This window comes from Pseudomonadota bacterium (assembly GCA_039818985.1).
Lineage (GTDB): Bacteria > Pseudomonadota > Alphaproteobacteria > Sphingomonadales > Sphingomonadaceae > Alterisphingorhabdus.
Genome location: JBCBSU010000001.1, coordinates 1,939,698 through 1,962,101, shown reverse-complemented (window position 1 = coordinate 1,962,101; position 22,404 = coordinate 1,939,698). Strand labels below are relative to the sequence as shown.

Genomic DNA, 22,404 nt, shown 5'->3' with positions numbered 1-22,404 from the left:
GACACCGCCATGTCAGAGATCATCCTCTATGATTATTTCCGTTCGACCGCCGCCTATCGGGTGCGGCTGGCGCTCAATCTGAAAGGCGTCGACTATCACACCGAGTGGGTCAATCTGGTCGATGGCGATCAGCGCGGCGCGGCTTATACTGGGCGTAACCCTCAGGGGCTGGTGCCGATGCTGCATATCGATGGTCATGACCTGGCCCAGTCGCTGGCGATTATCGATTATCTCGATGCGCGTTTCCCCCAGCCGCGCCTATTGCCCCAAGACCCGGTGGCGCGGGCCAGGGTGCTGTCCGATGCGATGGTGATCATCGCCGATATCCACCCGATCAACAATCTGCGTGTCTGGCAGTATTTGAAACACCCGTTCGGGCACAGTCAGGATGATGTCGTGCAGTGGATGCATCACTGGATGACGCTGGGCTTCACCGCGCTGGAAAAAGCCGCACCGGAGCAAGGCATTTTCGGCGGTGAAACGCCCAACCTCACCGATATCTGTCTGACAGCGCAAATGTACAATGCAGAGCGCTTTGGCCTGCCGATGGATGATTTCCCGAAACTGACGCATATTCATGCTGCATTAGGCGAACACGCGGCATTCAGGGCCGCCCATCCCGACAGGATTGCCGCCGAAACATGATTTTGAAAACCGTCTGTCTTTCCGGCTCGGCCATGGCCTGTGCCATCGCCCTGTTGCCTTCCGCCGCCTTGGCACAGGAGCAGCCGGACCCATGCCTGTTGATTGATTGCACGCCTGATCGCGAGCCCGGTAACGATCCACCACAAAGCGTCGAGCCGTATATTATCGCGCGCGACGACATTGTCGTATTGGGAGATAATCTGGGCGATCCGCTGGGCGACAAGGCCTATGCTGTCAGCGAAATAGGACCGGCATCGCTGGCGAATGAGGCCAGTGGACGCATCGAAAATGCGCTGCGCAATATTCCCGGTCTGCAGCAGTTTCGCCGTTCCGATTCACGCTCGGCCAATCCCACCAGCCAGGGCGTGACGTTGCGTGGGCTGGGAGGAAATGCCGCCAGCCGGGCGCTGCTGACGCTCGATGGCGTGCCGCAGGCAGACCCCTTTGGCGGCTGGGTCAGCTTCCCCGGCTTTGATGCGCTAGCAATCGAAATGGTGCGGGTGCGTCGCGGCGGTGGCAGCGGCAGCGATGGTGCGGGGGCGTTGGCGGGCACGATTGCGCTCTCCAGCGTCGGGGTGGGTGAGAGCAGCCGTTATGGTGGCGCGCTGCGCTATGGCAGCCGCGACAGCCTCGAGGCCAATGCCGAGGTGCAGCAAAAGCTGGGCGCGGGTGGGCTGACATTCTCGGCGCAATATGCCCGGGGCGATGGCTTTATCCCGGTGATCGAGGAACAGCGCGGTGCGGTCGACCGCCCGGCGGAATATCAGCAATATGGCTTTGGTGCGCGTTTTGTCGCGCCGTTGAGCGGCGATACCGAGCTTCAGGCCAATATCCGCGCCTTTAGTGATTCGCGTGAGCGCGGTTTTGCATTCAGCGACAACCGCAATGACGGCGCCGATGCCTCGCTGCGGCTGGTGTCGCGCGGGCGCTGGCAATGGGAGGCGCTGGCCTATCTCCAACTGCGCACATTCGAGACCAGCTTTGGCAGCGTGGCCGCCGACCGCAATTCGGTGCGCCAGGTGCTCGACCAGTTCAATGTGCCCAGCACCGGCATCGGCGCGAAATTCGAGTTGCGTCCGCCAATAGACGACACCGCCGAGCTGCGTATAGGCGGCGACTGGCGCCGCACCATTGGCGAGACCAATGAGCGCTTCTTCTTCCAGAATGCGGAACCTCTGCGTGGACGCAATGCCGGCGGGCGCACCGACACGCTGGGCGGCTATGTCGAGGCGAGCTGGCAGACGACGCCCGAATTGCTACTCACCGGCGGAGGGCGGGTCGATTACTGGTCGATCAGCAATGGCTTCCGCCGCGAGTTCGAGCTTGCTCCAGCTATTGCCGGACAGATCCGCAGTGATGATCGCTTTGCCGATCGCGATGGCGTCGAGGGCACCGGGCGGATCGGCTTTGCCTATGATGCCGCCAGCCTGTTGACGCTGCGCGGCGCCGCCTATCTCGGTTGGCGCCTGCCGACCCTGAATGAGCTGTATCGTCCGTTTCGCGTCGGTGCCGATGCAACGGCGGCGAACGAAAATCTCGCGCCAGAGCGGTTGCGCGGAGTGGAGTTTGGATTGGACTGGGAGATTTACACGCTGCGCTTCAGTGGAACGGTTTTCTACAACCAGCTCGACAACGCCATCGCCAATGTTACGCTCGACAGCGGCCCGGGGCTGTTCCCCGGGGTTGGTTTTGTCTCGGGTGCAGGGGTGTTTCGCCAGCGGCAGAATCTTGATGCTGTCGAAGCGCTGGGCGTCGAAATCGACGCCGCCATCGATATCGGAGCCTTCACCCTGGCGGTGGGCTATGCCTGGGTCGACAGCGAGGTGGCGGGCAATGCCGGGGCACAGGCCGGGATTGACGGACTGCGCCCGGCCCAGGTGCCACAGCATTTCGCCAATGCCTCGCTCGATTGGCTGCCGCGGGACAGTGCTGCCAGCGCTGGCGTGACATTGCGCTATATCGGCAGCCAGTTCGAGGATGACGGCAATACGCGTTTGCTCGACGACGCCTTTACTCTTGATGCGCGCGCCGGTTACCGGCTGAGCGATACACTGATGCTCGAGGGTTGGGTGGAAAATCTTTTCGATGCCGAGATACAGGCCGGGATCAGCGGTGCCGGTGTCATCGAACGCGCCCGGCCCCAGACATTCTGGCTCGGCGTCAATGTGGTGCTGTGATGGCGAATCGGGATCCTGTAGCAAAAAATGCTGTCGAGGCTGACCGCAAAAGGCTGGCGGATTTCCTGCCCTATCAACTGTCAATTACCACCAACACCGTCAGCAACCTGATTGCCGAGGAATATCGCAGCCGCTTCGGCCTCAAGATCACCGAATGGCGGATTATGGCGGTGCTCGGCGATCTGGAACAGGCGACGCAGAGCGAATTGGTGGCGGCGACGCGGATGGACAAGGTTGCGGTCAACCGTGCCTGCAAGGCGCTGGTCGAACGCAAGCTGATTGCCCGTGCGCCGCACGCCAGCGATGGCCGATCGCACCAGCTGGTGCTGACTGCTACCGGTAAGGATCTTTACACTGAGATCATGCCGTTGGCCGAGGATATGGAACGGCGGATATTCGCGGTGCTGTCGTCAGAGGAAGCGGCGCAGCTCGGTGACATGCTGACCCGGTTGCGCCAGTCCAGCGACAATCTGCGCGACGGCGACTGAGGTTTACGCTGCCTCGGCGCGCATCACGCTGCCCGAAAGCTTCACTGCCATGTCACGATTGATCCGGGCACGTAGTGCATTGTCGATATCGGGGGACTTGTCGCACAACCGACGCAGCGCGGCGCTGTCCCAGACGAGTATCTCGCTGTCGGCAGTGCTGGTCACTTTGGCGCTGGCCGGGCCGTTGAGCAACCAGGCAACCTCACCGATGAAATTATTGGTGGACAGGGTGAAGCTGTCGTGCCCCTTGGCGACCTGGACCGTACCGCCGGTGATGAAATAGAGCCGGTCGGGGGGCTCTCCCTCTGTGGTGAGCGGGGCATCCTGCTCTCCGGCAAGGCGTGTCGCCAGCTTGGCCAGGCGGCGAAACTGGCCCGGATTGAAATTGTCGAACTGGCTGTAGAGCGCCTTGTCCGCCTCGGTCATACCCCAGGTAGTCCGCTCCAGCGCAATGCGGGCCATGACAAAGACATTGGCGATGGTCATCAGCACGGTCGACCCGATGGCGATCCACAGCGTGACCTCCGGCACCAGCAGATAATAGGCGATGTAGAAACCATTGCCGACCAGTGTCAGCAGCCGCAATGTCAGCTCACCGCGCACCGCAAAGGCGATGATGTAGATGATGGCGCCGATATTGATCAGGATAGTGCCATCAGACCAGCCCATAATTCGCCCCTCTTCTGCGAGAATTTGCGTAGAGAAATTATGCGACCTTTTTGGGACGACCATAACCGCTATGAGGTCTTGGTGAAAGCCGCAGATGACAGCATGGAAAGGCATTGCAGAATCATCCTGAAATGAATATAGTTACAACTGATACTAAATTGGATTTTCCCGGAACCCCTCAGGAGATATCTGCCATGAACGCCCCGACAACCGCAAACTCCAGTGATGTTGCCAATCCCGCCGGCCTGGACGGCTTTGAATTCATTGAATTCTGTTCCCCCGAGAAAGGTCAGCTCGAGCCGGTTTTTACTGCCATGGGCTTTACCCATATCGCCATCCATCGCAGCAAGGATGTGCATCTCTGGCGCCAGGGCGGTATTAACCTGATCATCAATTACGAGCCGCGCAGCGCTGCCTGGTATTTCGCCCGCGAACACGGCCCCTCCGCCTGTGGCATGGCGTTCCGGGTGCATGATGCGGCCAAGGCCTATGACCATCTGATCGAGGCCGGAGCAGAACCGGTGCAGGTCGAGACCGGGCCGATGGAACTGCGCCTGCCCGCCATTCGCGGCATTGGCGGTGCGATCCTCTATCTGGTGGATCGCTATGACGGCAAGACGGGTCAGGATGATCTGACCATTTACGATATCGATTTCGAATATCTGCCCGGTGTTGATCGTCGCCCCGAAGGCGCTGGTTTCCAGCTGATCGATCACCTGACGCATAATGTCTATACCGGTCGCATGGCCTATTGGGCCGATTATTACGAGAAGCTGTTCAACTTCCGCGAAATCCGCTTTTTCGACATCAAGGGCGAATATACCGGTCTGACCTCCAAGGCACTGACTGCACCCGATGGCAAGATCAAAATCCCGCTCAATGAAGAAGGCGAGGGCGGCAAGGGTCAGATCGAGGAATTTCTGCGCGCGTTTAACGGAGAGGGTATCCAGCATATCGCGCTGATTTGTGACGATCTGGTCAGCTGCTGGGATAAGCTCAAGGCACTCGGGGTACCGTTCATGACCGCGCCGCCAGCGACCTATTATGAGATGCTCGATGAGCGTCTGCCCGGCCATGGTGAGAACCCGGATGAGCTGAAAATGCGCGGTATCTTGCTCGATGGCACCACCGAGGGTGGTCAGCCCCGGTTGCTGCTGCAGATTTTCGCCGAACCGCAAATCGGTCCGGTTTTCTTCGAGTTCATCCAGCGCAAGGGCGATGACGGCTTTGGCGAGGGCAATTTCAAGGCGCTGTTCGAGAGTATCGAACGCGACCAGATTGCCCGCGGTGTGCTGGATGCAGATCAGGCTCCGGCTGAGTAATCTTAAAGTTGAGCAAGCGGACGGCGCCCTCTCCCAACCCTCTCCCCTGAAGGGGAGAGGGCTATGTCTCCCTCCCCTTCAGGGGAGGGATTAAGGGAAGGGGATACGACCAAATCTGCAGGTCAAAAGGAGACCCTCAATGACCACCACAGCACCAACAATCTCGCGCATCCATCATGTCGCCTATCGCTGCAAGGATGCGAAGGAGACGGTTCAATGGTATGAGCGCGTGCTCGGCATGGAATATACCAATGCCTTTGCCGAAGATTATGTACCATCCACCGGGGCCCATGATCCCTATATGCACATCTTCCTCGATTGCGGCGGCGGCAATGTGGTCGCGTTTTTTGAGCTGCCCAACCAGCCGGAAATGGGCAAGGATCCCAATACTCCGGCCTGGGTGCAGCATATCGCCTTTGAAGTGGAAGATCTCGACGCGTTGCTGGCTGCGAAAGCGCATATCGAGGCGCAGGGCATTGACGTGCTGGGACCGACCTATCACGGCATTTTCCGCTCCATCTATTTCTTTGATCCCAATGGCCACAGGCTGGAACTGGCGTGCAATATCGGCACGGAAGAGCAATATGCCGAGCTGCGCCAGGTCGCTCCGGAGATGCTGGAAGAATGGAGCAGGACCAAAACCGCGCCGAAACATGCGCAATGGTTACATATCGACCCGGATGCCGAGTAAAGGCATCAAAAAACCGTTCGGGCTGAGCCTGTCGGAGTCGAAGACGGTGCAAAGCACCAACCCCTGTACTTTCTTGACCAAAAATGAAGAACAGCCCTTCGGCAAGCTCAGGGCGAACGCTAGTGTGGAAATGAAAAGATAAGGAACCCTGAATGAAACTCGCCTCACTCGAATCCGGTCGCGACGGTCGTCTGGTCGTCGTGTCCAATGATCTGGCCTGGTATGCCGATGCGACGCATATCTGCCCGACTCTGCAGGCAGCGCTGGATGACTGGGGCACCATTTCGCCGCAGCTTGAAGTGCTGGCCCGCGATCTGGAACATGAGGTCATCCCGCGCGAGCGTTTTCACGAGCATGAGGCCGCCGCACCGCTGCCCCGCGCCTATCAATGGGCCGATGGCAGCGCCTATGTGAATCACGTCGAACTGGTGCGCAAGGCGCGTGGTGCCGAAATGCCCGAGACTTTCTGGACCGACCCGCTCATGTATCAGGGCGGATCGGACGATATGCGCGGCGCGCGCTCGCCGATCCTTCTCGCCGATGAGGCGTGGGGCTGCGATCTGGAAGCGGAGATTGTCGTCGTTACAGGCGATGTACCGCAGGGCGTGACGCCGGAAGAAGCGCGTGACTATATCCGCCTGGTTGGGCTGGTGAACGATGTCTCCCTGCGCAACCTTATCCCCGGCGAACTCGCCAAGGGCTTTGGCTTTGTCCAGTCCAAGCCGGCCAGCGCTTTCTCGCCGGTGTTCGTCACCCCCGATGCGCTGGGCGACTATTGGCAGGATGGCAAGCTGCACCGCACCTTGCTGGTGGACTTGAATGGTGAGCCTTTTGGCCGTGCTGTGGCGTCGGATGACTGCACCTTTGATTTCGGCGTCCTGATCGCGCATCTGGCCAAAACCCGCAATATCGGTGCCGGTTCGATCATCGGCTCGGGCACTGTTTCCAACCGCGACAGCGATGGCGGCCCGGGCAAGCCGGTGAGCGAGGGTGGCCTTGGCTATAGCTGCATCGCCGAGGTGCGGATGGTGGAGAAAATCCTGACCGGCGAATTCAAGACCGGCTTTCTGAAACATGGCGACACCGTTCGCATCGACGTTCATGACGATAGGGAGCACACGATCTTCGGCGCGATCGAACAGACAGTAAAGCCGCTCGGCTGAGCTGAAATTGCCGGTTGCATGAAAAAGGGCGGCACAATGGCCGCCCTTTTGTGTCTGTGATGTGCCTGATCAGCCCAGCGCGTCGTTGATCGAGCAGGCAGCAGGCCCAAGGATCACGATAAACAGCACCGGCAGGATGAACAGGATCAGCGGCACCGTCATGATGGCGGGCAGGCGTGCGGCCTTTTCTTCGGCGCGCATCATCCGTTCATTACGGAATTCAGCCGACAATACCCGCAATGCCGAAGCCAGCGGCGTACCGTATTTCTCGGTCTGGATCATCGTCGTGACCACGCCTTTGACCGCCTCCAGATCGACACGATAGGCAAGGTTCTCGAACGCCTGTCGCCGCTCGGTGAGGAAGCTCAGCTCGATCGCGGTCAGGGCAAATTCATCGCCCAGTTCAGGATAGGCTCGACCCAGTTCCTTGGCGACACGGTTGAATGCGGCATCGACAGTCAGGCCCGCTTCGGCACAGATCACCAGCAGGTCGAGCGCATCCGGCAAACCCTTGCGGATGGCGTCGGTACGCTTGGAAATATTGTTCTGGACATAGAGGTCAGGGCCTTTGTAGCTCAACACCAGAATGACCGCGAACGCGCCGAATTTCTTCAGCGGTGACCAGTCAGCCAGCATATCGAAAGCATAGATATAAAGCGCCGCCGCGCCGCCCAGCACCAGCGGCAGGATCAGGCGCCCGAAAATCACAGCAACGGCGGCGTCCTTGGAACGGATACCCGCCTGGGCCAGCTTTTGCTGCGCCGCCTTGAGCTGTTCGTCCTGCAACACGCTGAGCGATGTCAGCAGGTTGCGCATCCTGTCGGTGGTCTCATTATGCTGAACCAGCTTGGCGCGCTTCTTGGTGGATGCGGTGATGCCGGCCTTGAGCTGCTCACGCCGCTCGTTGAGCGATTTGACGCGCTTGGCCATCGGGTCACGCACTGTAGTGGCGGCATAGATCGCCACCAGCACCGAGAAGGTTGCTACGGCGGCGAGTATCGTGGCAAACCAGATGACATCAACGCCGAGCAGGGTCGGGCCTGTCGCGTCTGGGACACTGGTAAAGCTGGCATTGGCGAGGGTGTAAAGGTTCATCATTCCCGCCATCAGATCTCGAAGCTGACCATCTTGGCCATGATGAAAACGCCGATGCCCATCCACACCAGACCGCCAAGGCCGGTGACCATCAGGCGCTCATCGACAAAGAAGTCGCCGATATAACCGGGGTTGATCCACCAGATCATGCCGAAGACGATGAATGGCAGCGCGCCGACAATATAGGCGGATGCCTTTGATTCCGACGACATCGCCCTGATCTTGAGTTTCATCTGCGCTCGCTTGCGCAGCACATCGGCGAGATTGGCAAGCGTTTCGGCAAGATTACCGCCGGTCTCGCGCTGGATGGCCAGGGTGATGCAGAAGAAGTTGAACTCCGGCGTGTTGAGCTTTTTCGCGCTTTCCTGAAGCGAGTCTTCCATGGTGCGACCGATCTTTATGCGCTCGGTCACCTCACGAAACTCGATGCCGACCGGACCGGGAATCTCATTGGCCACAACGCCCAGTGTTTCGGTGACCGGAAGGCCCGAGCGCAGACCGCGCACCAGCAACTCAATGGCATCGGGGAAGTTCGTTGTGAACTGACCGATACGCCGCTTGATCAGGAAGCCGATGACCATATGCGGCAGGCCAAAGCCGACGGTCAGCCCGATCAGTGCCGACAGCAACAGATTGTCGGTGCGGAAAAACAGCAGCAGCGTGATGATCGCGGTGACCGCGACACAGACATAAAGATATTGCCGCAGCGTCCATTCCCTGCCGGTCTGTGCCAGCCGGTTTTCCAGCATGGCGATTTTCGACATCTCGCCCTGGGCATTGGTCCTCGGCTTGCGCGCGGCAATCGCCTTGCGCATCTGGGCCTCGACCTGGGCGTTGGCATTGTCGCTGTGGCGCAGCTTGACGTTGCTGAGACGCCGTGCCGCCTCTTTCTGTACCGATGGTCCGGAAAAGGCGAAGATGATCATGACGAGGATAGCCAGAACCCCGACCACCAACAGCGCCATCTGCATCCAATCCGTCATGTCCGTCCCCTGATCTCAGGCACTGTCGGCCGCCGTGTTTTTGCGACCGCAGCCCTTATTCCGGTTTCTTGGGTTTTGCCGGCAACAGCGACTTGAAGTCGCCGAACTTGCCGAGCAGGGATTTCTTGGCGCCGGTCTCATCCTCGGCCTCGTCATCCTCTTCGGCCGATCCCAGCACGCGCTCGCCAAGCGCCGAGATGACGCCTGCGGCCTTGCTGTTCTTGTTGGCAGCGACGAAGGGCTGACCCAGCTTGGCGGCGGCAGCCGCGCCCTTGAAATCGGCAGGGATGATGAAATCAATCTTGCGTTCGACCGAGGCCTCGAAGTCGGATTTGCTGATTTCCAGGTTGCTCGGTTGCACCTTGTTGGCGACCAGCAATACCTGTGCCTGCGGTGCGTTGCTCTTGAACCAGGACAGGATGCGGATGGCATCGCGGGCAGAGGCAAGGGTCAGTTCGGTGACCAGCACCGCGACATTCACATCACCCAGAAGATGCGGGAAATTGACCAGCATGTTGCGTGGCAGGTCGATCACCGTTCCCTCGAACGAGGCACGGAATTCCTCCTGAAGCTGGAAGAACGCAGCACCATCGGTCATCAGCGGCGAGCTGATCGGGGCCTCTGCCGACAATATTGCCAGCTTCTCATTGGCTTTGATCATCGCACGTTCGATGAACAGTCCGTCGATACGGCTGGGATTGTCGATGGCATCGGTCAGCCCACGGCCCGGCTCGAGGTCCATGACCAGTGCGTCGGTACCGAAATGCACGTCGAGATCGAGCAGCGCGGTATAGCGGTCGCCCTGCTGGCTGAAATACCAGGCCAGCGAGGTGGCGATGGTGCTGGCACCGACACCGCCACGGGTGCCGATTACGGCGGTGGTGATATGCGGGCGCTCATTGCCGGTTTCCTGCTGCTTCGGCGCATTGAAAATAGCCTGGGCCTGGACCAGTGAATCGCGCAGCTGGTCGGGACTGACCGGCTTGAGCAGATAATCCTGCAGGCCGCTGACGATCAGGTCGCGATACAGCCGCACGTCATTGACCTGACCCATGGCGACAACCACGGTGCCGGGTTCGCAGACTTCAGCCAGCGCATTGATATCGTTCAGCGGATCGCCGGATTCCGAAAGGTCGACAAGCAGGATGTTCGGACTGGCGGCAATGGAGAGGGATTGCACCGCATTGCGCAGGCCGCCCTGATTGCATTTTTCCGACTGCCAGCCCATTTCGATGCAGACATTGCGGACGATATCCAGCGTTTCATCATCGCAGATATAGGCGGCAAAGGCATCGCGTGTGCCAGCGCCTGCGGGATTGAAAGGTGCGTTCATCTTACTGTGCTCCTCCACCGCCGGCGCCACCCCCGGCACCGCCGCCACCGCCGCCTCCGGCACCGCCGCCAAAGCCGCCACCGCGCAGGCCGCCGGCCCCGGTCGGTGCTGCCTGGCGCAGCGTATCAATGGCCTTGGTACCGGTCGCGGTATCCGACGAACCGTCACCCTGACCACGAACCAGATCTTCCGGATCGGCGACCATGGAAGCGAGGTTGCTGTTGGAGGCACAGCCGAAATTGCTGCTGGTGGCATTGTTGAAATTGGTTTCGCTGACCGAAGACCAGTCGGGACAGCCATCGACGCGTGCTGCCGAACGGCTGACCACGATACGGACATCACCCGGTGCGATGGTACCGCCGGTAATTGGCGCGCCTTCGGAGACCAGCAGGCCATATTTGGCTGCCGCCGTCTCGACGACCGAACGCACGGCACGGTTGCCTGACGGGTTGTCGATGGCAATGCGGTCGCCATAGCCCAGCCCCATGGTTTCGAACCACTGGGCCAGCTTTGCCTGTTCCGACACCGGCAGCGAGCCGCCGCGGGTGTTGAGGTCGAGCGCATAATTGTCACGCGATACGATCGGCTGGTGCACACTGTTGAGCGAGCGATTGCTCGCCATGTTGCTGGTACAGGCGCTGGCCGCGAGAGCCAGGCCGATAACAAGGGCCGATGTCAACGATTTACGTTTGCTATGTGCCATTTATCCGGTCCTTCTCAATCAAAACTGAAGCCTGGGGTGGCGTCGTTATCTGCCCGCTTCTCGTCCTTGCGCCTGTCGCGTGCCGGACGTGCCGACTGTTCCGGCACAAGACTGCCCATATCCGGGCCACGCTGGCCGGTGGGCTGCTCGACGCTCGGTTTCGGGCGTTCACCGCCGGATATGCCGTCGGTTTCCTGGTTCAGGATCAGACGCTGTGCGTCATTGGAAATCTGGAAGGCATCGGTCGGCAGCTTGATGTCATTGGTGTTGACCGGCTTGACCAGATAGGGCGTCACCACGATCACCAGCTCGGTTTCACCGCGTTGGAACGAGTTCGACTTGAACAGATTGCCAAGGATCGGGACATCGCCAAGGCCCGGGGCCTTGTTGACCGAATTCTGGACATTGTTGCTGAGCAGGCCGGCAATCATGAAGCTCTGGCCCGAGCCCAGCTCCACTGTGGTTTCGGCGCTGCGGATCGTCAGGCCGGGAATGGTAAAGCCGTTGAGCGTGACAGCGCCGGAAGCCGAAAGCTCGGATACCTCGGGACGAACCCGCAGCGATATCCGGCCATTCTCCAGCACTGTCGGCGTATAGGCGAGGCTGACGCCGAAGCTGCGGAACTGCACCGCGACATTGCCCAGGCCCTGGGCAATCGGGATCGGGAATTCGCCACCGGCGAGAAACTCTGCGGTCTCACCCGACAGTGCTGTCAGATTGGGCTGCGACAATGTGGTCACCAGACCGACGGTCTCGGCAAGGTCAAGGGCACTGGCCACGTCGACGCCGAACAAACGGCCAAGACCGGCCAGCGTAGTACCGCCGCCGCCGATGCTGGTCACCTGCGATGTGCCCTCGGTAGCCTGTGTGGTGCCAGTAAAGGTGCCCAGGCCGCCAATGGTGAACTGGGTCGCCGCGCCACGGCCATTGGTGATACCGAACTGGAAGCCGCTGGTGCCGTCAAAGGTCTGGATGTTGGCACCGATATTCTTGACGAGCGAACGGCTGACTTCGGCAATTTTGACCTGAAGGTTGACCTGCAGCGGCGTCGCGGTTTTCAGTCGGCTGATAACCTGTGTGTCCTCGCCGACAAAGGCCTGGACCAGGCGTTCGGCTTCGGCTGCATCATCGGGTGCGGCAATGGTGCCGGTGAGCAATACCAGGCCGTTCATGGTGGCGACGTTGATCTTTGCCTCGGGCATGGCCAGTGTCAGCATCTGGTCGATCGTGTCGATATTGGAACCGACGCGGATGGTGGCTGAATAGACAACCTTGCCAGCGGCGTTGCTGGCGTAAAGCGTGGTTTCACCTCCGGCCTTGCCGAAAACATAAAGCTGACGCGAACTCTTGACCTGGACATCGGCGATCTGGTCATTGGCAATGAACAGATCGGTGATGTTGCCAGGCAGCGTTACCAGCTGGCCGCGGCCGATTGACAGCACGATTTCACGCGAAGGCTGCGGGTTGGTCTGGGCTGCCGCCGGTGCACCGCTCAGGCCGGCCATAGCCGAGACGCCAACGGCTCCGGCCAGGGCAGAGCCCATCAGGGCTTTGCTGAAACTCTTGAAAAGGCTCATCTTATTTACCTCCAACCGGAACGGTGGTGACATTTTTGCCGCGGGATACGCGCACAGTGGGTACGGCAGGCCTTGCAGGGATGCCGGTAGCGGTCACTACAGGCCCACCGCTTTTCTTGGCTGCCGGAACGCTGCGGCGTTGAAAGCGCGAGACATCGCCGCCGGTAACGAAAGTGGTGTCGGTATCGATCGGGCGGGTAGCGATGGAGCGCAGGAATTTCTCTTCCGCGTCCGGATCATCATTCTCCGGCACGTCGATCTCGCCAGCAGCAATGGCACGCTCGAGCTCGGCTTCATTGTCGGCGATCGAGCGCAGCGACAGGCTGATCACACCAATGGTCTGGGCCACAGCGATTTTCTCGGCGATTTGCGGTGTTACCTCGACAGTGACGGTATTGAACTTGGTAACGATCTGGTTGCCATTGGCGTCCTGCGATGAAGCACGCTGGTCGGTAGCAAGAACGCGCAGGTTGCGGATGATGGTCTCCGATGCCTTGAGCGAGGGGCCATCCTCACCCTTGACCGACTGGGTCAGGACCAGATCGATACGGTCGCCGGGGAACACAAAGCCGGCAACACCAGTGCGTTCGGATACCGGTACCGTGACGGCGCGCATGCCCGGGCCGAGTGCCGCAGCGAGGAAGCCGCGGTCGCCCGGCTTGACCAGTGAACCCTGGGTAACCGGCTGGCCGGCAGTGATCGGGTTACGCACGACAGTGCCGAGCAGCGCCGAGCCGTCGGTTGCTTCTTCGAGGAAATAGGCTTTTTCCAGCAGCTCTTCGGGCCAGGGCTGGAAGCTGAACGCATCGGGGGTGACGATGGTACCCACCGGCAAGGCGCGATTGGCCACCAGCACCTTCGGTCCGGTCTGGACCGGAACTTCGGCGGCGACAGTCTGCGGCGCTGAAGCGCCGGCGAACATGCTGCGGGCCAGAAACGCGGTTCCCAGCGCTATGACCAGCGCACCAACCAGCAATACCAGCTTCTTCTTATCCATGATCTGACTGCCTCCACGCAGCTATAATGATTGCGTTGTCCGTCTCTATTCAGGTAAATTGGTTAAAATATCGTTCGCCAACCATCCAAAGCCCGGCAAAGGCGATGGCGATACCGTAGGGAATTTCCAGCTTGTCCTCGGAGCGGCGGATCTTGTGGATCATTGCCATGAAGATCGTCAGCACGCCGCCTGCTATGGACATGATGATCACCAGTTTGAGCATTTCCGGCCATGGAAACCACAGGGCCAGTGCAGCGAGCAGCTTGACATCACCGCCGCCCATGGCGCCGATGGCGAACAACGCAGTGAAGATGGTGAATACGCCAAGCGCGAGGGCGATCTGGGTGGCGATGTCGGGCCATAGTGCCAGACCGCTCGACCACCAGAAAATCGGGGCCGCCAGAGCGATACCGGCATTGAGCCAGTCTTCGATCTCGCGACGGCGCGCATCGGTATAGGCGGCATGGACAAGCGAGATTGCCAATGCGCCCAGCATTCCGTAAATGAGCTGTGCCCCCATCATGAAAGGCGTTTTTAAGCCCCATGGCTTACCAAAAAGTAACCATCGACCGATTTTTCGATAATGCGCCCGGACTTTGGAGTGCACATGGCCGAATTTGATCGCCGCAGCCTGCCCGAAGCCGCCGCAGAGAGCCGCTGGACCACGCGTGACGGCTGGAATATCCGCCGCATGGACTGGCCGACCGCCAATGGCGGCACATCCGGGAGTGCATCCGAGCGCAAGGGCGCGATGCTGTTCATGCCGGGGCGCGGCGATATTTACGAAAAATATCTCGAAACGCTACACCATTTCAATGTGCAGGGCTGGGATATCACAGCCTCGGACTGGCGTGGTCAGGGCGCCTCGGGCCGGATGACAGACAACCAATATGTCGGCCATATCGATGATTTCGCCACCTGGATTGCCGATTTCGAGGAATTCTGGCCGCGATGGAAGGCCGAGCGCGAGGGGCCGCATGTGGTGCTGGCGCATTCCATGGGCGGCCATCTGGTGGCGCGGGCGTTGATCGACGAGGCCATCGACCCCGATGCGGTGGTGCTGAGCGCGCCGATGCTGGGGATGCAGGGGCCGGGAGGGCTGCCGATATCGTGGAGCCACAATCTGGCAAAGGTGATGCGCGCGCTGGGCAAGCCCGACCGGCCAGCCTGGAAGGTCAGCGAAAAACCGGCCTCTCCGGTTGCCAAGCGCATGTCGCTGCTGACTCATGATCCCGAGCGCTATGGCGATGAGGCCGCGTGGTGGACCAAGCGCCCCGAGCTGGTGATGGGGCCCCCAAGCTGGCACTGGGTCGAGCGCGCCTATGCTTCGGTGCGCCATATCCATGCGCCGGGCCAGTGGGAAAAGGTGACGACCCCGGTGCTGCTGCTGGCAACATCGGCGGACCAGCTGGTGAGCTATGCCGCTATCGCGGAGGCGGCACACCGCCTGCCACATGCGCGACTGATCACCTATGGTGAGGAATGCGCGCATGAACTGCTGCGCGAGGTCGATGCGGTGCGCGACAAGGCGATCGCCGAAATCGACAGCTTTCTGCAGGAGACGCTGGGGGTGGCTGTCAGCGAAGCAGCGGAATGACACCAGGCTCCAATCATTATGATGCAGTCATTGTCGGTGCGGGCATGGCCGGTGCCAGTCTCGGCTATGAACTGGCCGAGACCATGACAGTGGCGATTGTCGAGGCGGAAGATGTCGCCGGTTATCATGCCACCGGCCGCTCGGCTGCTTTCTGGACCGAAAGCTATGGCGGCCCGGACATCCAGCCATTGACCACGGCATCGGGGCCGTGGCTGGGTACGCCGTCACCGGATTTTGCCGAAACCGGCTTTTTGCGCCGACGCGGCGCGCTGACCATCGGGCTGGCCGCGAACCGCGATGCGCTTGATGCCGAGGCGGCATTGTTTGCCAAACGCGGTGTCTCCATGAAGCGGCTCGGCGCAGCTGATATTGCCGCGATTGTCCCCGGTATCCACGCCGCCTGGTCCGAAGCGATCTCGGAGCCCGATTGCTGCGATATCGATGTTGGCGGCCTCCACCAGGCCTATCTCGCCGGTGCCAGACGGCGCGGTGCGACGGTGCTGCTGGCGCATCGGGTCGGTTCGGCCCGTTTCGCGAATGGGCAATGGACCATCGCCACGGCGCAAGGAGCATTGACGACGCCGCTGCTGGTCAACGCCGCCGGCGCCTGGGCCGATGAGCTGGCGCAAATCGCAGGCGTGGAACCGGTCGGTATCAGCCCGTTGCGGCGTACCATCGTACAGTTGCGCATCGCGCCTGCGGCTCCCGATGACATGCCGCTGGTAATCGACCATGGCGGTGAATTCTATTTCAAACCTGAGCATGGCTCGCTCTGGCTCAGCCCGCATGACGAGACCCCAAGTGCCCCCTGCGATGCCGCGCCCGAGGAATGGGATGTGGCGCTGGCTATCGACCGGCTCAGACAGGTTGTCGACTGGCAGATCGAGGCGGTCGAACATCGCTGGGCAGGACTGCGCAGCTTCGCTCCGGACCGGGTTCCGGTCTATGGTCATGATCCCGATTACCCGGCATTCTTCTGGTTTGCTGGGCAGGGCGGTTATGGCATCCAGACGGCACCGGCGGCGGCCCGGCTGGCGGCGACAATGGTCACCGGTAACAGCCCTGATCCGCTCGATCGGGCAATTGATCGTGGCCGTTACGATGCGGCGCGTTTTGCCAACAGGCGACATATGCGAGCGGCGTCGATGTAAAATCTTGGCGCTCCCACGTATCGCCGTCCAAATCTCTTTGCCGTCAGGACCTTCTGTCTCTGGTCAAGCGGGGTGGCACGGATTATTGTCATGCCGAATCCGGTGGCCTGCCCACGGGATTTACCGCCGATTCCCGGCGTCACCATCAGACAGGAGAGCAAGGCCATGGCGCACAAGTTCGAGATCTACAAAGACAAGGCAGGCGAGTTCCGCGTCCGCTTTAAATATAACAGCGAAGTAATGTTCTCGACCGAGGGCTATAGCTCGAAAAGCTCGGCGCAGAATGCCATCGACTCGATCAAGACAAACGGTCCGGACGCCCCTGTCGAAGACAATAGCTGATCGCGCCGCCTGAACAGCGCTAGAGCCCCCTTTGCGCCTCGGCAGCATCGCTGGCGAGGCGGTCCGCGCGCTCATTATAGGTATCGCCGGCATGGCCTTTGACCCAGTGCCATGAGATATCATGGCGCTGGACTGCCTCTACCAGCCGCTGCCACAGATCGGCATTTTTCACCGGCTTCTTCGCCGCAGTGCGCCATCCATTGCGCTGCCAGCCATGGATCCATTTGGTGATCCCGTCGCGGACATAGACGCTGTCGGTGGTTAGCTCGACCGCACATGACCGGGTCAGCGCGTTGAGCGCCTCGATCGCCGCAAGCAGTTCCATGCGGTTATTAGTGGTGTCCGGTTCGCCTCCGGACAATTCCTTTTCCTTGTCCTGGAACCGGATCACTGCGCCCCAGCCACCGGGGCCGGGATTGCCCTTGCACGCGCCATCGGTGGCGATGCGCACAATATTGTCCTGCTCGCTCACTGCGTCGCTCCATTGCTGAAAATGCCGATCTGCCCGGAGTCGGCGTAAAATGCCAGACGCCGGGCAAAGGCCATCGGATCCTTGCGTGTCACCAGCGCATCGGCGGGAGTGTGAATCCAGTCATAGGCGCGGCTGAGCAGGAAACGCAGCGATGCTCCGCGTGCCAGCAGTGCCATGCGTTCTGGCGCGAATTCGGCATTCTCACGCGGCACCACAGCATGATAGCCATTCAGCAATGCGCCGGAGACAGCCCGATCGAAGCGCTTGCCGTCATCGGAAAAGCACCATGCCGCATGGGTTACCGCCAGATCATAGGCACGGATGTCGGTGCAGCTGAAATAAAAGTCGATCAACCCGGTAACATTGTCGCCGAGCATCAGCACATTGTCGGGAAAGAGGTCGGCATGAATCGGCGATTGCGGTGCATCATCGGGCCAGTGCGCGTCGATATCCGCCAGAGCCGATTGCACCACAGCTGCAAGACCGGGAGCAATGCTATTCAGCGCATCATCGCCGATATCGCCCGCCAGCTGGTGCCAGTTGACCGGTCCCATGCTGTTATACCTTTGCAGCGGGAAATCCTGTGCCCCAAGATGCATCTGGCCGAGGGCATGGCCGGTCGCCAATGCCTGGGCCGCTGTGGGTCGGCTGACCGAGACACCCGGCAGAAAGCGGATCAGGCAAGCAGTGCGCCCGGCAAGTGTCTGGATTTTCGTACCATCCCGGTCGGCGATCATTGGCGGCACAGCCAGGCCGTGCCCGGCAAGGTGATCAAGCAGCGCGATGAAAAAGGGCAGGTCCGCCGGATCGACCCGCTTTTCATAAAGCGTCAGGATGTAGCGGTCGCGATCTGTCTCGAGCAGATAGTTGCTGTTCTCCACGCCTTCGGCAATGCCTTTCGCAGAGCGCAGTGTACCGACGTCATAGCGGGTGAGAAAATCCGCAATGTCCTCTGCCGCGACGCGGGTATAAACGGCCATGAATGCGCCGCCTCAGGCGGCCTGGTCTTCAAGGCCGCGCGGCAGTTTGAAGGTGATGCGCTCGTCGGCGGTTTTCACCATGCGCTCGGTGATGGTGAAATGCTCACCCAGCGCATCGACAACTTCGCGCACCAGCGCTTCGGGTGCCGAAGCACCGGCGGTAAGGCCCAGGGTTGTCACACCTTCGAGCCAGCGCGGATCGATATCATAGGCGCGCTGGATCAGCATTGCTCTGGTGCCTTCACGCTCCGATACCTCGACCAGCCGGACCGAGTTGGAGCTGTTGGGTGCGCCGATGACGAACATCACGTCGCAATCGGCAGCAATGGCCTTGACCGCCGCCTGGCGGTTGGAGGTGGCGTAGCAGATATCCTCTGCCTTGGGCCCGACGATATTGGGGAAGCGTGCTTTAAGCGCATCGACAATTTCGGCGGTGTCATCGACCGAGAGTGTGGTCTGGGTCAGAAAGGCGAGATTATTCTCGTCTTCGGGCTTGAGCCGGGCAACATCTTCCAGTGTCTCCACCAGCGTCATCGCGCCTTCGGGCACCTGGCCAAAAGTGCCAATCACTTCGGGATGGCCTTCATGGCCGATAAACAGGATGTGGCGACCATGCTCGACCTGGCGTTCGGCCTGGCGGTGTACTTTGGATACAAGCGGACAGGTGGCATCGAGATAGTTGAGGCCGCGTTCCGCTGCCTTTTGCGGCACCACCTTGGGTACACCATGGGCGGAAAAAACCACCGGAACCCCATCGGGAACTTCTTCCAGCTCCTCGACAAAGACTGCGCCCTTGGCTTTGAGGCTGTCGACGACATAGCGGTTATGCACGATTTCATGGCGGACATAGACCGGCGCGCCATATTTATCGATCGCCAGCTCGACAATATCGATGGCGCGGTCGACCCCGGCGCAAAAGCCGCGTGGTGCGGCAATCACGATTTCCAGCGGTGGCCTGGATTTGCTTTCGGTATCGGTCGGCATATTGGGGATCGCCGCCGAGCCCGAGGTGGAAGTCATAGTCATGCGTACGGTTTCTTTCGTATTTGCATCAGTCATTGCCAGCAACCCAACCCTCAGTTTCTGGTTTACGGCATATTGTCGCCGCACGGCGACAGCGCCCTTCATTCATCCTCCAGCATAGTATGTAGAGATAAAGCGGGAATGTGCAAAGCCCGATGCTGCGGATTCTGTGCCGCACAGGCCGGATCGTCCCCGAGACGGCGGGATAATCCGGCGATAGGGCTTTGAATGTCGGCACGGAGCGGATAAGGCACGACAAAACCAGTCAGGAACAAGAGGGCAAGATGGCAGTATATGGCAGGATGATCGGGGCAGCGCTTATCGGCAGCATGATGCTCGCGGGCTGTGCCGGCGATGACCAGCTGGTGGTTGATCAGGGCGTCGGCATCACCACCACTCTGTCGACCTGTCCAGAGGTTGCCATTCCAGTCTATACTGGCGATGTTACGTTGTTCAATCCACAGGACAGCCGTGATGCCAGCGCCATCGATATTGTGGCGCAGGTGACCAATTTGCGTTCAACCTGCAATGAGGGAACCGACAGGCTGTACACCGAAGCGACATTCGATGTGATCGCACGGCGGCAGAATCCGAACGGTGCCCGCACGCTGAGATTGCCCTATTTCTCGACCGTGGTGCGTGGCGGCACTGCGGTTATTTCGAAGCGGATCGGCTCGGTCACGCTGCAATTTGCTGATGGGGACTATCGCGCCAGTGGCAGTGGCAAGGCCGGTGCCTTTGTCGACCGCGCCTCGGCGACGCTGCCGCCCGATATCCAGGAGCGCATCACCGCACGGCGCCGCAGCGGCGAGCAATCCGCCGCCATCGACCCGCTGTCGCTGCCCGAAGTGCAGTCGGCGATCCAGCGTGCTACATTTGAGGTTTTGATCGGCTTCCAGCTGACCCCTGACCAGCTGCAATATAATGCTACCCGCTAGACACTGTCTCTGACCACAGATCTGATACCCCAAAACAGGTTTCCGTAGAATTTACGTTACGGAAATAAGGGGATTATGCTACACTCCTGAGTCCCAAAAGGAGAATAGCATGTCCAGATCCTCACCCTTCACCACCCGGAATTTCGTGACGACCGCTCTGGCGGGAACCCTGTTGCTGATGCCCTTTGCCGCCGGAGCACAGCTGGTGCAGGAAGAGGAGGAGTACGAATATGACCAGGCGATTGTGGTCACTGCCACACGTCAGGGCGGGGCGCAGGATATTCGCCATTTCCGTTCGGTTGCGCTGACCAGCGATACCCTGCCGCGTCCGGAATCGCTGACGCTTGAGGGCCTGCTCGGTGAGCATGATCTGCCGCTGGCTGGTGGCAGAATCTGTGACCAGGCGCTGTGTGTCACCGGCGAGGCCATGCCCTGGGCGACGCCGATCCGCCCCGATGACCGGTATCTTGCGGGGATCGGCTTTGTCACCGGTGCCGACAGCGCATCGCTTCAGGCGCAGCCGCTCAATCTGGTCGCAGTGGTCGACAAATCCGGATCAATGGCTGGCCAGCCTCTGTCCATCGTGCGCGAAAGCCTCAAAATTGCACTCGGCCATATGCGCGACGGCGACCAGATTTCGATCATTCTTTATGGTGATCGCTCGCATGTCTATCTGGATCCGACACCGGTTGGCGGCAATCGCGGCAAGATCGAGGCGATGATCGATGCGATCCAGAGCGCCGGTTCGACCAATATGGAAGAGGGACTTTCTGTCGGTTATGAGACCGCATTCGCCACGGCGAAGGATTTTTCGGGCAACAGCCGGGTGATGCTGTTTACCGATGAGCAGCCCAATGTTGGTCGTACCGATGCCCAGAGCTTTATGGGCATGGCGCGCGCCGCTTCGCTCAGGGGCGTCGGGCTGACGACCATCGGTGTAGGAGTGCAATTTAACGGTGCGCTGGCGCAGAAAGTGTCGAGCACTCGTGGCGGCAATCTGTTCTTCTTCGCCAATCGCGACGAGGCTCAAATCCAGTTCGCCAAGGATTTCCATAATATGGTCAATGCCCTGGCCTATGATCTTGTGCTGACGCTGACGCCGCCGGCAGGGCATCGGATCACCGGCGTCTATGGTGTGCCGGCAGACATATTGGAGGATGGCGGCAATGGCGCGGTCAGTGTGACCATTGGCAGCACATTTCTGTCGAGCAACAGCGGCGGGATTTTTGTCGGCCTTGGCAGGGACGGTGCCAGCGAATATCTCCCTTCATCCCTGGCGGCAGACAGACCGGTGCTCGATGCCCGGCTGCGCTATGTCGATGCCGCGACCGGTGCCGAAGCTGTTGACAGCGTCAGCATCGGCGGACTGGCCGAAGAACCGAGCGCCGGTTTGCGGCTTGCAGGCAATCTGGTCGATGAATTTTTCACTGTGCGAGCCGCGACCCGGGCCTTTCACCGCGAGGGCAAACCGCGTGAGGCCTATGCCTATCTGCGCGGCCTCGATCAGCGGCTTGCAACCAGCGATATCGAAGCCTTGCAGCCCGAGCGCGAGCTGGTCTCGTCATTGCTCGGCCAGGCAGCGCTCTATGCCGGCTATGCCGGAGAGGGCGGCAAGCCGGTGCCGCGTGCCTATCGCGTACTGGGTGACTGGGAGGTGCTGTCGGTCGATGGCATGAAGGATCTCGCTCGTGGCGACAGCCTCATCTTCAACAATGATGAGGAGATGATTACCGAGTTTCGGCGGCAGCGCGCGGATGGAAGCGACGATCTGGTCCAGTATTTCGCGATCAACGACCGGGAAATCTATGTCGCTTCCGAAGACCTGCTGATGCGCTATGCGCTTTATGGCAACAAATTGCGTCTGACGACGCGCGACGGTTTCGGACGAATTGTGCTGCGCCGGGCAACCGATAGCGGCGACTGACGCAAAAGGACTGTTGCCCGCTACGCATTGTCGTGTCGGGCGAGCCTTGCCACAGAAGCTTTCCGACAGTCTTGTCTGCACCGTGTGATATGCGCTAGGGCGGCGCAGCCTTTGCCGCTGACGTGCGGGGGGCG

At 60.3% G+C, this 22,404-nt stretch carries 22 protein-coding genes; 11 read left to right on the top strand and 11 right to left on the bottom strand.

Going from position 1 to position 22,404, the window contains the following annotated elements; translation table 11 throughout:
• The first annotated feature begins 9 nt into the window (after positions 1–9).
• The 3 genes from maiA to AAFX04_09410 are packed head-to-tail and all read left to right on the top strand — an operon-like array spanning position 10 to position 3,310.
• Complete coding sequence (gene maiA, locus AAFX04_09420) at positions 10–645, top strand: maleylacetoacetate isomerase (protein ID MEO1045645.1); 636 nt, start codon at positions 10–12, stop codon at positions 643–645.
• A complete protein-coding gene (locus tag AAFX04_09415) occupies positions 642–2,822 on the top strand; it encodes a TonB-dependent receptor (protein ID MEO1045644.1) in 2,181 nt (726 codons plus the stop codon). Before maiA ends, AAFX04_09415 begins: the two co-directional genes overlap by 4 nt.
• Complete coding sequence (locus AAFX04_09410; protein MEO1045643.1) at positions 2,822–3,310, top strand: MarR family winged helix-turn-helix transcriptional regulator; 489 nt, start codon at positions 2,822–2,824, stop codon at positions 3,308–3,310. The genes AAFX04_09415 and AAFX04_09410 overlap by 1 nt, the downstream gene beginning before the upstream one ends.
• 3 nt (positions 3,311–3,313) lie before the next feature.
• Here AAFX04_09410 and AAFX04_09405 read toward each other — a convergent pair whose 3' ends face one another.
• Positions 3,314–3,979 carry a cyclic nucleotide-binding domain-containing protein gene (locus AAFX04_09405; protein ID MEO1045642.1) on the bottom strand — a complete coding sequence of 222 codons (666 nt, stop codon included), beginning with the start codon at positions 3,977–3,979 and terminating at the stop codon, positions 3,314–3,316.
• 194 nt (positions 3,980–4,173) lie between these two features.
• On the opposite strand from AAFX04_09405, the gene hppD reads away from it, so the two are divergent.
• From hppD to AAFX04_09390, 3 genes are all read left to right on the top strand, one after another.
• Complete coding sequence (hppD, locus tag AAFX04_09400; protein ID MEO1045641.1) at positions 4,174–5,301, top strand: 4-hydroxyphenylpyruvate dioxygenase; 1,128 nt, start codon at positions 4,174–4,176, stop codon at positions 5,299–5,301.
• A gap of 139 nt (positions 5,302–5,440) precedes the next feature.
• A complete protein-coding gene (locus AAFX04_09395) occupies positions 5,441–5,992 on the top strand; it encodes a VOC family protein (protein ID MEO1045640.1) in 552 nt (183 codons plus the stop codon).
• 152 nt (positions 5,993–6,144) lie between these two features.
• Positions 6,145–7,155, top strand: coding sequence for a fumarylacetoacetate hydrolase family protein (locus tag AAFX04_09390; GenBank protein MEO1045639.1), 1,011 nt, complete (start codon positions 6,145–6,147; stop codon positions 7,153–7,155).
• Positions 7,156–7,224: 69 nt separating this feature from the next.
• On the opposite strand, the gene AAFX04_09385 is transcribed toward AAFX04_09390, so the two are convergent.
• The 7 genes from AAFX04_09385 to AAFX04_09355 are packed head-to-tail and all read right to left on the bottom strand — an operon-like array spanning position 7,225 to position 14,366.
• On the bottom strand, positions 7,225–8,253 hold the full coding sequence (locus AAFX04_09385; protein ID MEO1045638.1) for a type II secretion system F family protein: 1,029 nt from the start codon (positions 8,251–8,253) through the stop codon (positions 7,225–7,227).
• Positions 8,254–8,261: 8 nt separating this feature from the next.
• Positions 8,262–9,233, bottom strand: a complete 972-nt coding sequence (locus AAFX04_09380) for a type II secretion system F family protein (GenBank protein ID MEO1045637.1) — start codon at positions 9,231–9,233, stop codon at positions 8,262–8,264.
• A gap of 55 nt (positions 9,234–9,288) precedes the next feature.
• A complete protein-coding gene (locus AAFX04_09375; protein ID MEO1045636.1) occupies positions 9,289–10,566 on the bottom strand; it encodes a pilus assembly protein CpaE in 1,278 nt (425 codons plus the stop codon).
• 1 nt (position 10,567) lies between these two features.
• Positions 10,568–11,269, bottom strand: coding sequence for a CpaD family pilus assembly protein (locus AAFX04_09370; protein MEO1045635.1), 702 nt, complete (start codon positions 11,267–11,269; stop codon positions 10,568–10,570).
• Between the two features lie 14 nt (positions 11,270–11,283).
• Positions 11,284–12,846 (bottom strand): type II and III secretion system protein family protein, encoded by a 1,563-nt coding sequence (locus tag AAFX04_09365; protein ID MEO1045634.1) that lies wholly within the window; start codon positions 12,844–12,846, stop codon positions 11,284–11,286.
• Position 12,847: 1 nt separating this feature from the next.
• Positions 12,848–13,843: a Flp pilus assembly protein CpaB gene (gene cpaB / locus AAFX04_09360; GenBank protein ID MEO1045633.1), complete on the bottom strand. Its 996-nt coding sequence runs from the start codon at positions 13,841–13,843 to the stop codon at positions 12,848–12,850.
• A 49-nt stretch (positions 13,844–13,892) separates the two neighbouring features.
• Positions 13,893–14,366, bottom strand: a complete 474-nt coding sequence (locus tag AAFX04_09355; GenBank protein MEO1045632.1) for a prepilin peptidase — start codon at positions 14,364–14,366, stop codon at positions 13,893–13,895.
• 84 nt (positions 14,367–14,450) lie between these two features.
• On the opposite strand from AAFX04_09355, the gene AAFX04_09350 reads away from it, so the two are divergent.
• The 3 genes from AAFX04_09350 (at position 14,451) to AAFX04_09340 (ending at position 16,933) form a co-directional block, all read left to right on the top strand.
• A complete protein-coding gene (locus AAFX04_09350; protein MEO1045631.1) occupies positions 14,451–15,440 on the top strand; it encodes an alpha/beta hydrolase in 990 nt (329 codons plus the stop codon).
• Complete coding sequence (locus AAFX04_09345; GenBank protein ID MEO1045630.1) at positions 15,437–16,591, top strand: FAD-binding oxidoreductase; 1,155 nt, start codon at positions 15,437–15,439, stop codon at positions 16,589–16,591. Before AAFX04_09350 ends, AAFX04_09345 begins: the two co-directional genes overlap by 4 nt.
• A 165-nt stretch (positions 16,592–16,756) precedes the next feature.
• Positions 16,757–16,933, top strand: coding sequence for a YegP family protein (locus AAFX04_09340; protein MEO1045629.1), 177 nt, complete (start codon positions 16,757–16,759; stop codon positions 16,931–16,933).
• Positions 16,934–16,952: 19 nt separating this feature from the next.
• Here AAFX04_09340 and rnhA read toward each other — a convergent pair whose 3' ends face one another.
• From rnhA to ispH, 3 genes are read right to left on the bottom strand one after another with little or no spacing between them, the layout of a single operon-like run.
• Positions 16,953–17,405 carry a ribonuclease HI gene (rnhA, locus tag AAFX04_09335; GenBank protein MEO1045628.1) on the bottom strand — a complete coding sequence of 151 codons (453 nt, stop codon included), beginning with the start codon at positions 17,403–17,405 and terminating at the stop codon, positions 16,953–16,955.
• Entirely contained in the window at positions 17,402–18,385 is a 984-nt protein-coding gene (gene thrB / locus AAFX04_09330) for a homoserine kinase (protein ID MEO1045627.1), read from the bottom strand. The genes rnhA and thrB overlap by 4 nt, the downstream gene beginning before the upstream one ends.
• Positions 18,386–18,397: 12 nt before the next feature.
• Positions 18,398–19,369 (bottom strand): 4-hydroxy-3-methylbut-2-enyl diphosphate reductase, encoded by a 972-nt coding sequence (ispH, locus tag AAFX04_09325; protein MEO1045626.1) that lies wholly within the window; start codon positions 19,367–19,369, stop codon positions 18,398–18,400.
• Positions 19,370–19,692: 323 nt separating this feature from the next.
• On the opposite strand from ispH, the gene AAFX04_09320 reads away from it, so the two are divergent.
• Positions 19,693–20,346, top strand: a complete 654-nt coding sequence (locus AAFX04_09320) for a hypothetical protein (protein ID MEO1045625.1) — start codon at positions 19,693–19,695, stop codon at positions 20,344–20,346.
• Positions 20,347–20,455: 109 nt separating this feature from the next.
• Positions 20,456–22,270: a VWA domain-containing protein gene (locus tag AAFX04_09315; GenBank protein MEO1045624.1), complete on the top strand. Its 1,815-nt coding sequence runs from the start codon at positions 20,456–20,458 to the stop codon at positions 22,268–22,270.
• Positions 22,271–22,404 lie beyond the last annotated feature (134 nt).

Excerpts from the sequence above, each read along its gene's own strand:
- maiA (MEO1045645.1), top strand. The coding sequence starts at position 10 with ATGTCAGAGATCATCCTCTATGATTATTTCCGTTCGACCGCCGCCTAT.
- AAFX04_09415 (MEO1045644.1), top strand. The coding sequence starts at position 642 with ATGATTTTGAAAACCGTCTGTCTTTCCGGCTCGGCCATGGCCTGTGCC.
- AAFX04_09410 (MEO1045643.1), top strand. The coding sequence starts at position 2,822 with ATGGCGAATCGGGATCCTGTAGCAAAAAATGCTGTCGAGGCTGACCGC.
- AAFX04_09405 (MEO1045642.1), bottom strand. The coding sequence starts at position 3,979 with ATGGGCTGGTCTGATGGCACTATCCTGATCAATATCGGCGCCATCATC.
- hppD (MEO1045641.1), top strand. The coding sequence starts at position 4,174 with ATGAACGCCCCGACAACCGCAAACTCCAGTGATGTTGCCAATCCCGCC.
- AAFX04_09395 (MEO1045640.1), top strand. The coding sequence starts at position 5,441 with ATGACCACCACAGCACCAACAATCTCGCGCATCCATCATGTCGCCTAT.
- AAFX04_09390 (MEO1045639.1), top strand. The coding sequence starts at position 6,145 with ATGAAACTCGCCTCACTCGAATCCGGTCGCGACGGTCGTCTGGTCGTC.
- AAFX04_09385 (MEO1045638.1), bottom strand. The coding sequence starts at position 8,253 with ATGATGAACCTTTACACCCTCGCCAATGCCAGCTTTACCAGTGTCCCA.
- AAFX04_09380 (MEO1045637.1), bottom strand. The coding sequence starts at position 9,233 with ATGACGGATTGGATGCAGATGGCGCTGTTGGTGGTCGGGGTTCTGGCT.
- AAFX04_09375 (MEO1045636.1), bottom strand. The coding sequence starts at position 10,566 with ATGAACGCACCTTTCAATCCCGCAGGCGCTGGCACACGCGATGCCTTT.
- AAFX04_09370 (MEO1045635.1), bottom strand. The coding sequence starts at position 11,269 with ATGGCACATAGCAAACGTAAATCGTTGACATCGGCCCTTGTTATCGGC.
- AAFX04_09365 (MEO1045634.1), bottom strand. The coding sequence starts at position 12,846 with ATGAGCCTTTTCAAGAGTTTCAGCAAAGCCCTGATGGGCTCTGCCCTG.
- cpaB (MEO1045633.1), bottom strand. The coding sequence starts at position 13,843 with ATGGATAAGAAGAAGCTGGTATTGCTGGTTGGTGCGCTGGTCATAGCG.
- AAFX04_09355 (MEO1045632.1), bottom strand. The coding sequence starts at position 14,366 with ATGATGGGGGCACAGCTCATTTACGGAATGCTGGGCGCATTGGCAATC.
- AAFX04_09350 (MEO1045631.1), top strand. The coding sequence starts at position 14,451 with ATGGCCGAATTTGATCGCCGCAGCCTGCCCGAAGCCGCCGCAGAGAGC.
- AAFX04_09345 (MEO1045630.1), top strand. The coding sequence starts at position 15,437 with ATGACACCAGGCTCCAATCATTATGATGCAGTCATTGTCGGTGCGGGC.
- AAFX04_09340 (MEO1045629.1), top strand. The coding sequence starts at position 16,757 with ATGGCGCACAAGTTCGAGATCTACAAAGACAAGGCAGGCGAGTTCCGC.
- thrB (MEO1045627.1), bottom strand. The coding sequence starts at position 18,385 with ATGGCCGTTTATACCCGCGTCGCGGCAGAGGACATTGCGGATTTTCTC.
- ispH (MEO1045626.1), bottom strand. The coding sequence starts at position 19,369 with ATGCCGACCGATACCGAAAGCAAATCCAGGCCACCGCTGGAAATCGTG.
- AAFX04_09320 (MEO1045625.1), top strand. The coding sequence starts at position 19,693 with ATGGCAGTATATGGCAGGATGATCGGGGCAGCGCTTATCGGCAGCATG.
- AAFX04_09315 (MEO1045624.1), top strand. The coding sequence starts at position 20,456 with ATGTCCAGATCCTCACCCTTCACCACCCGGAATTTCGTGACGACCGCT.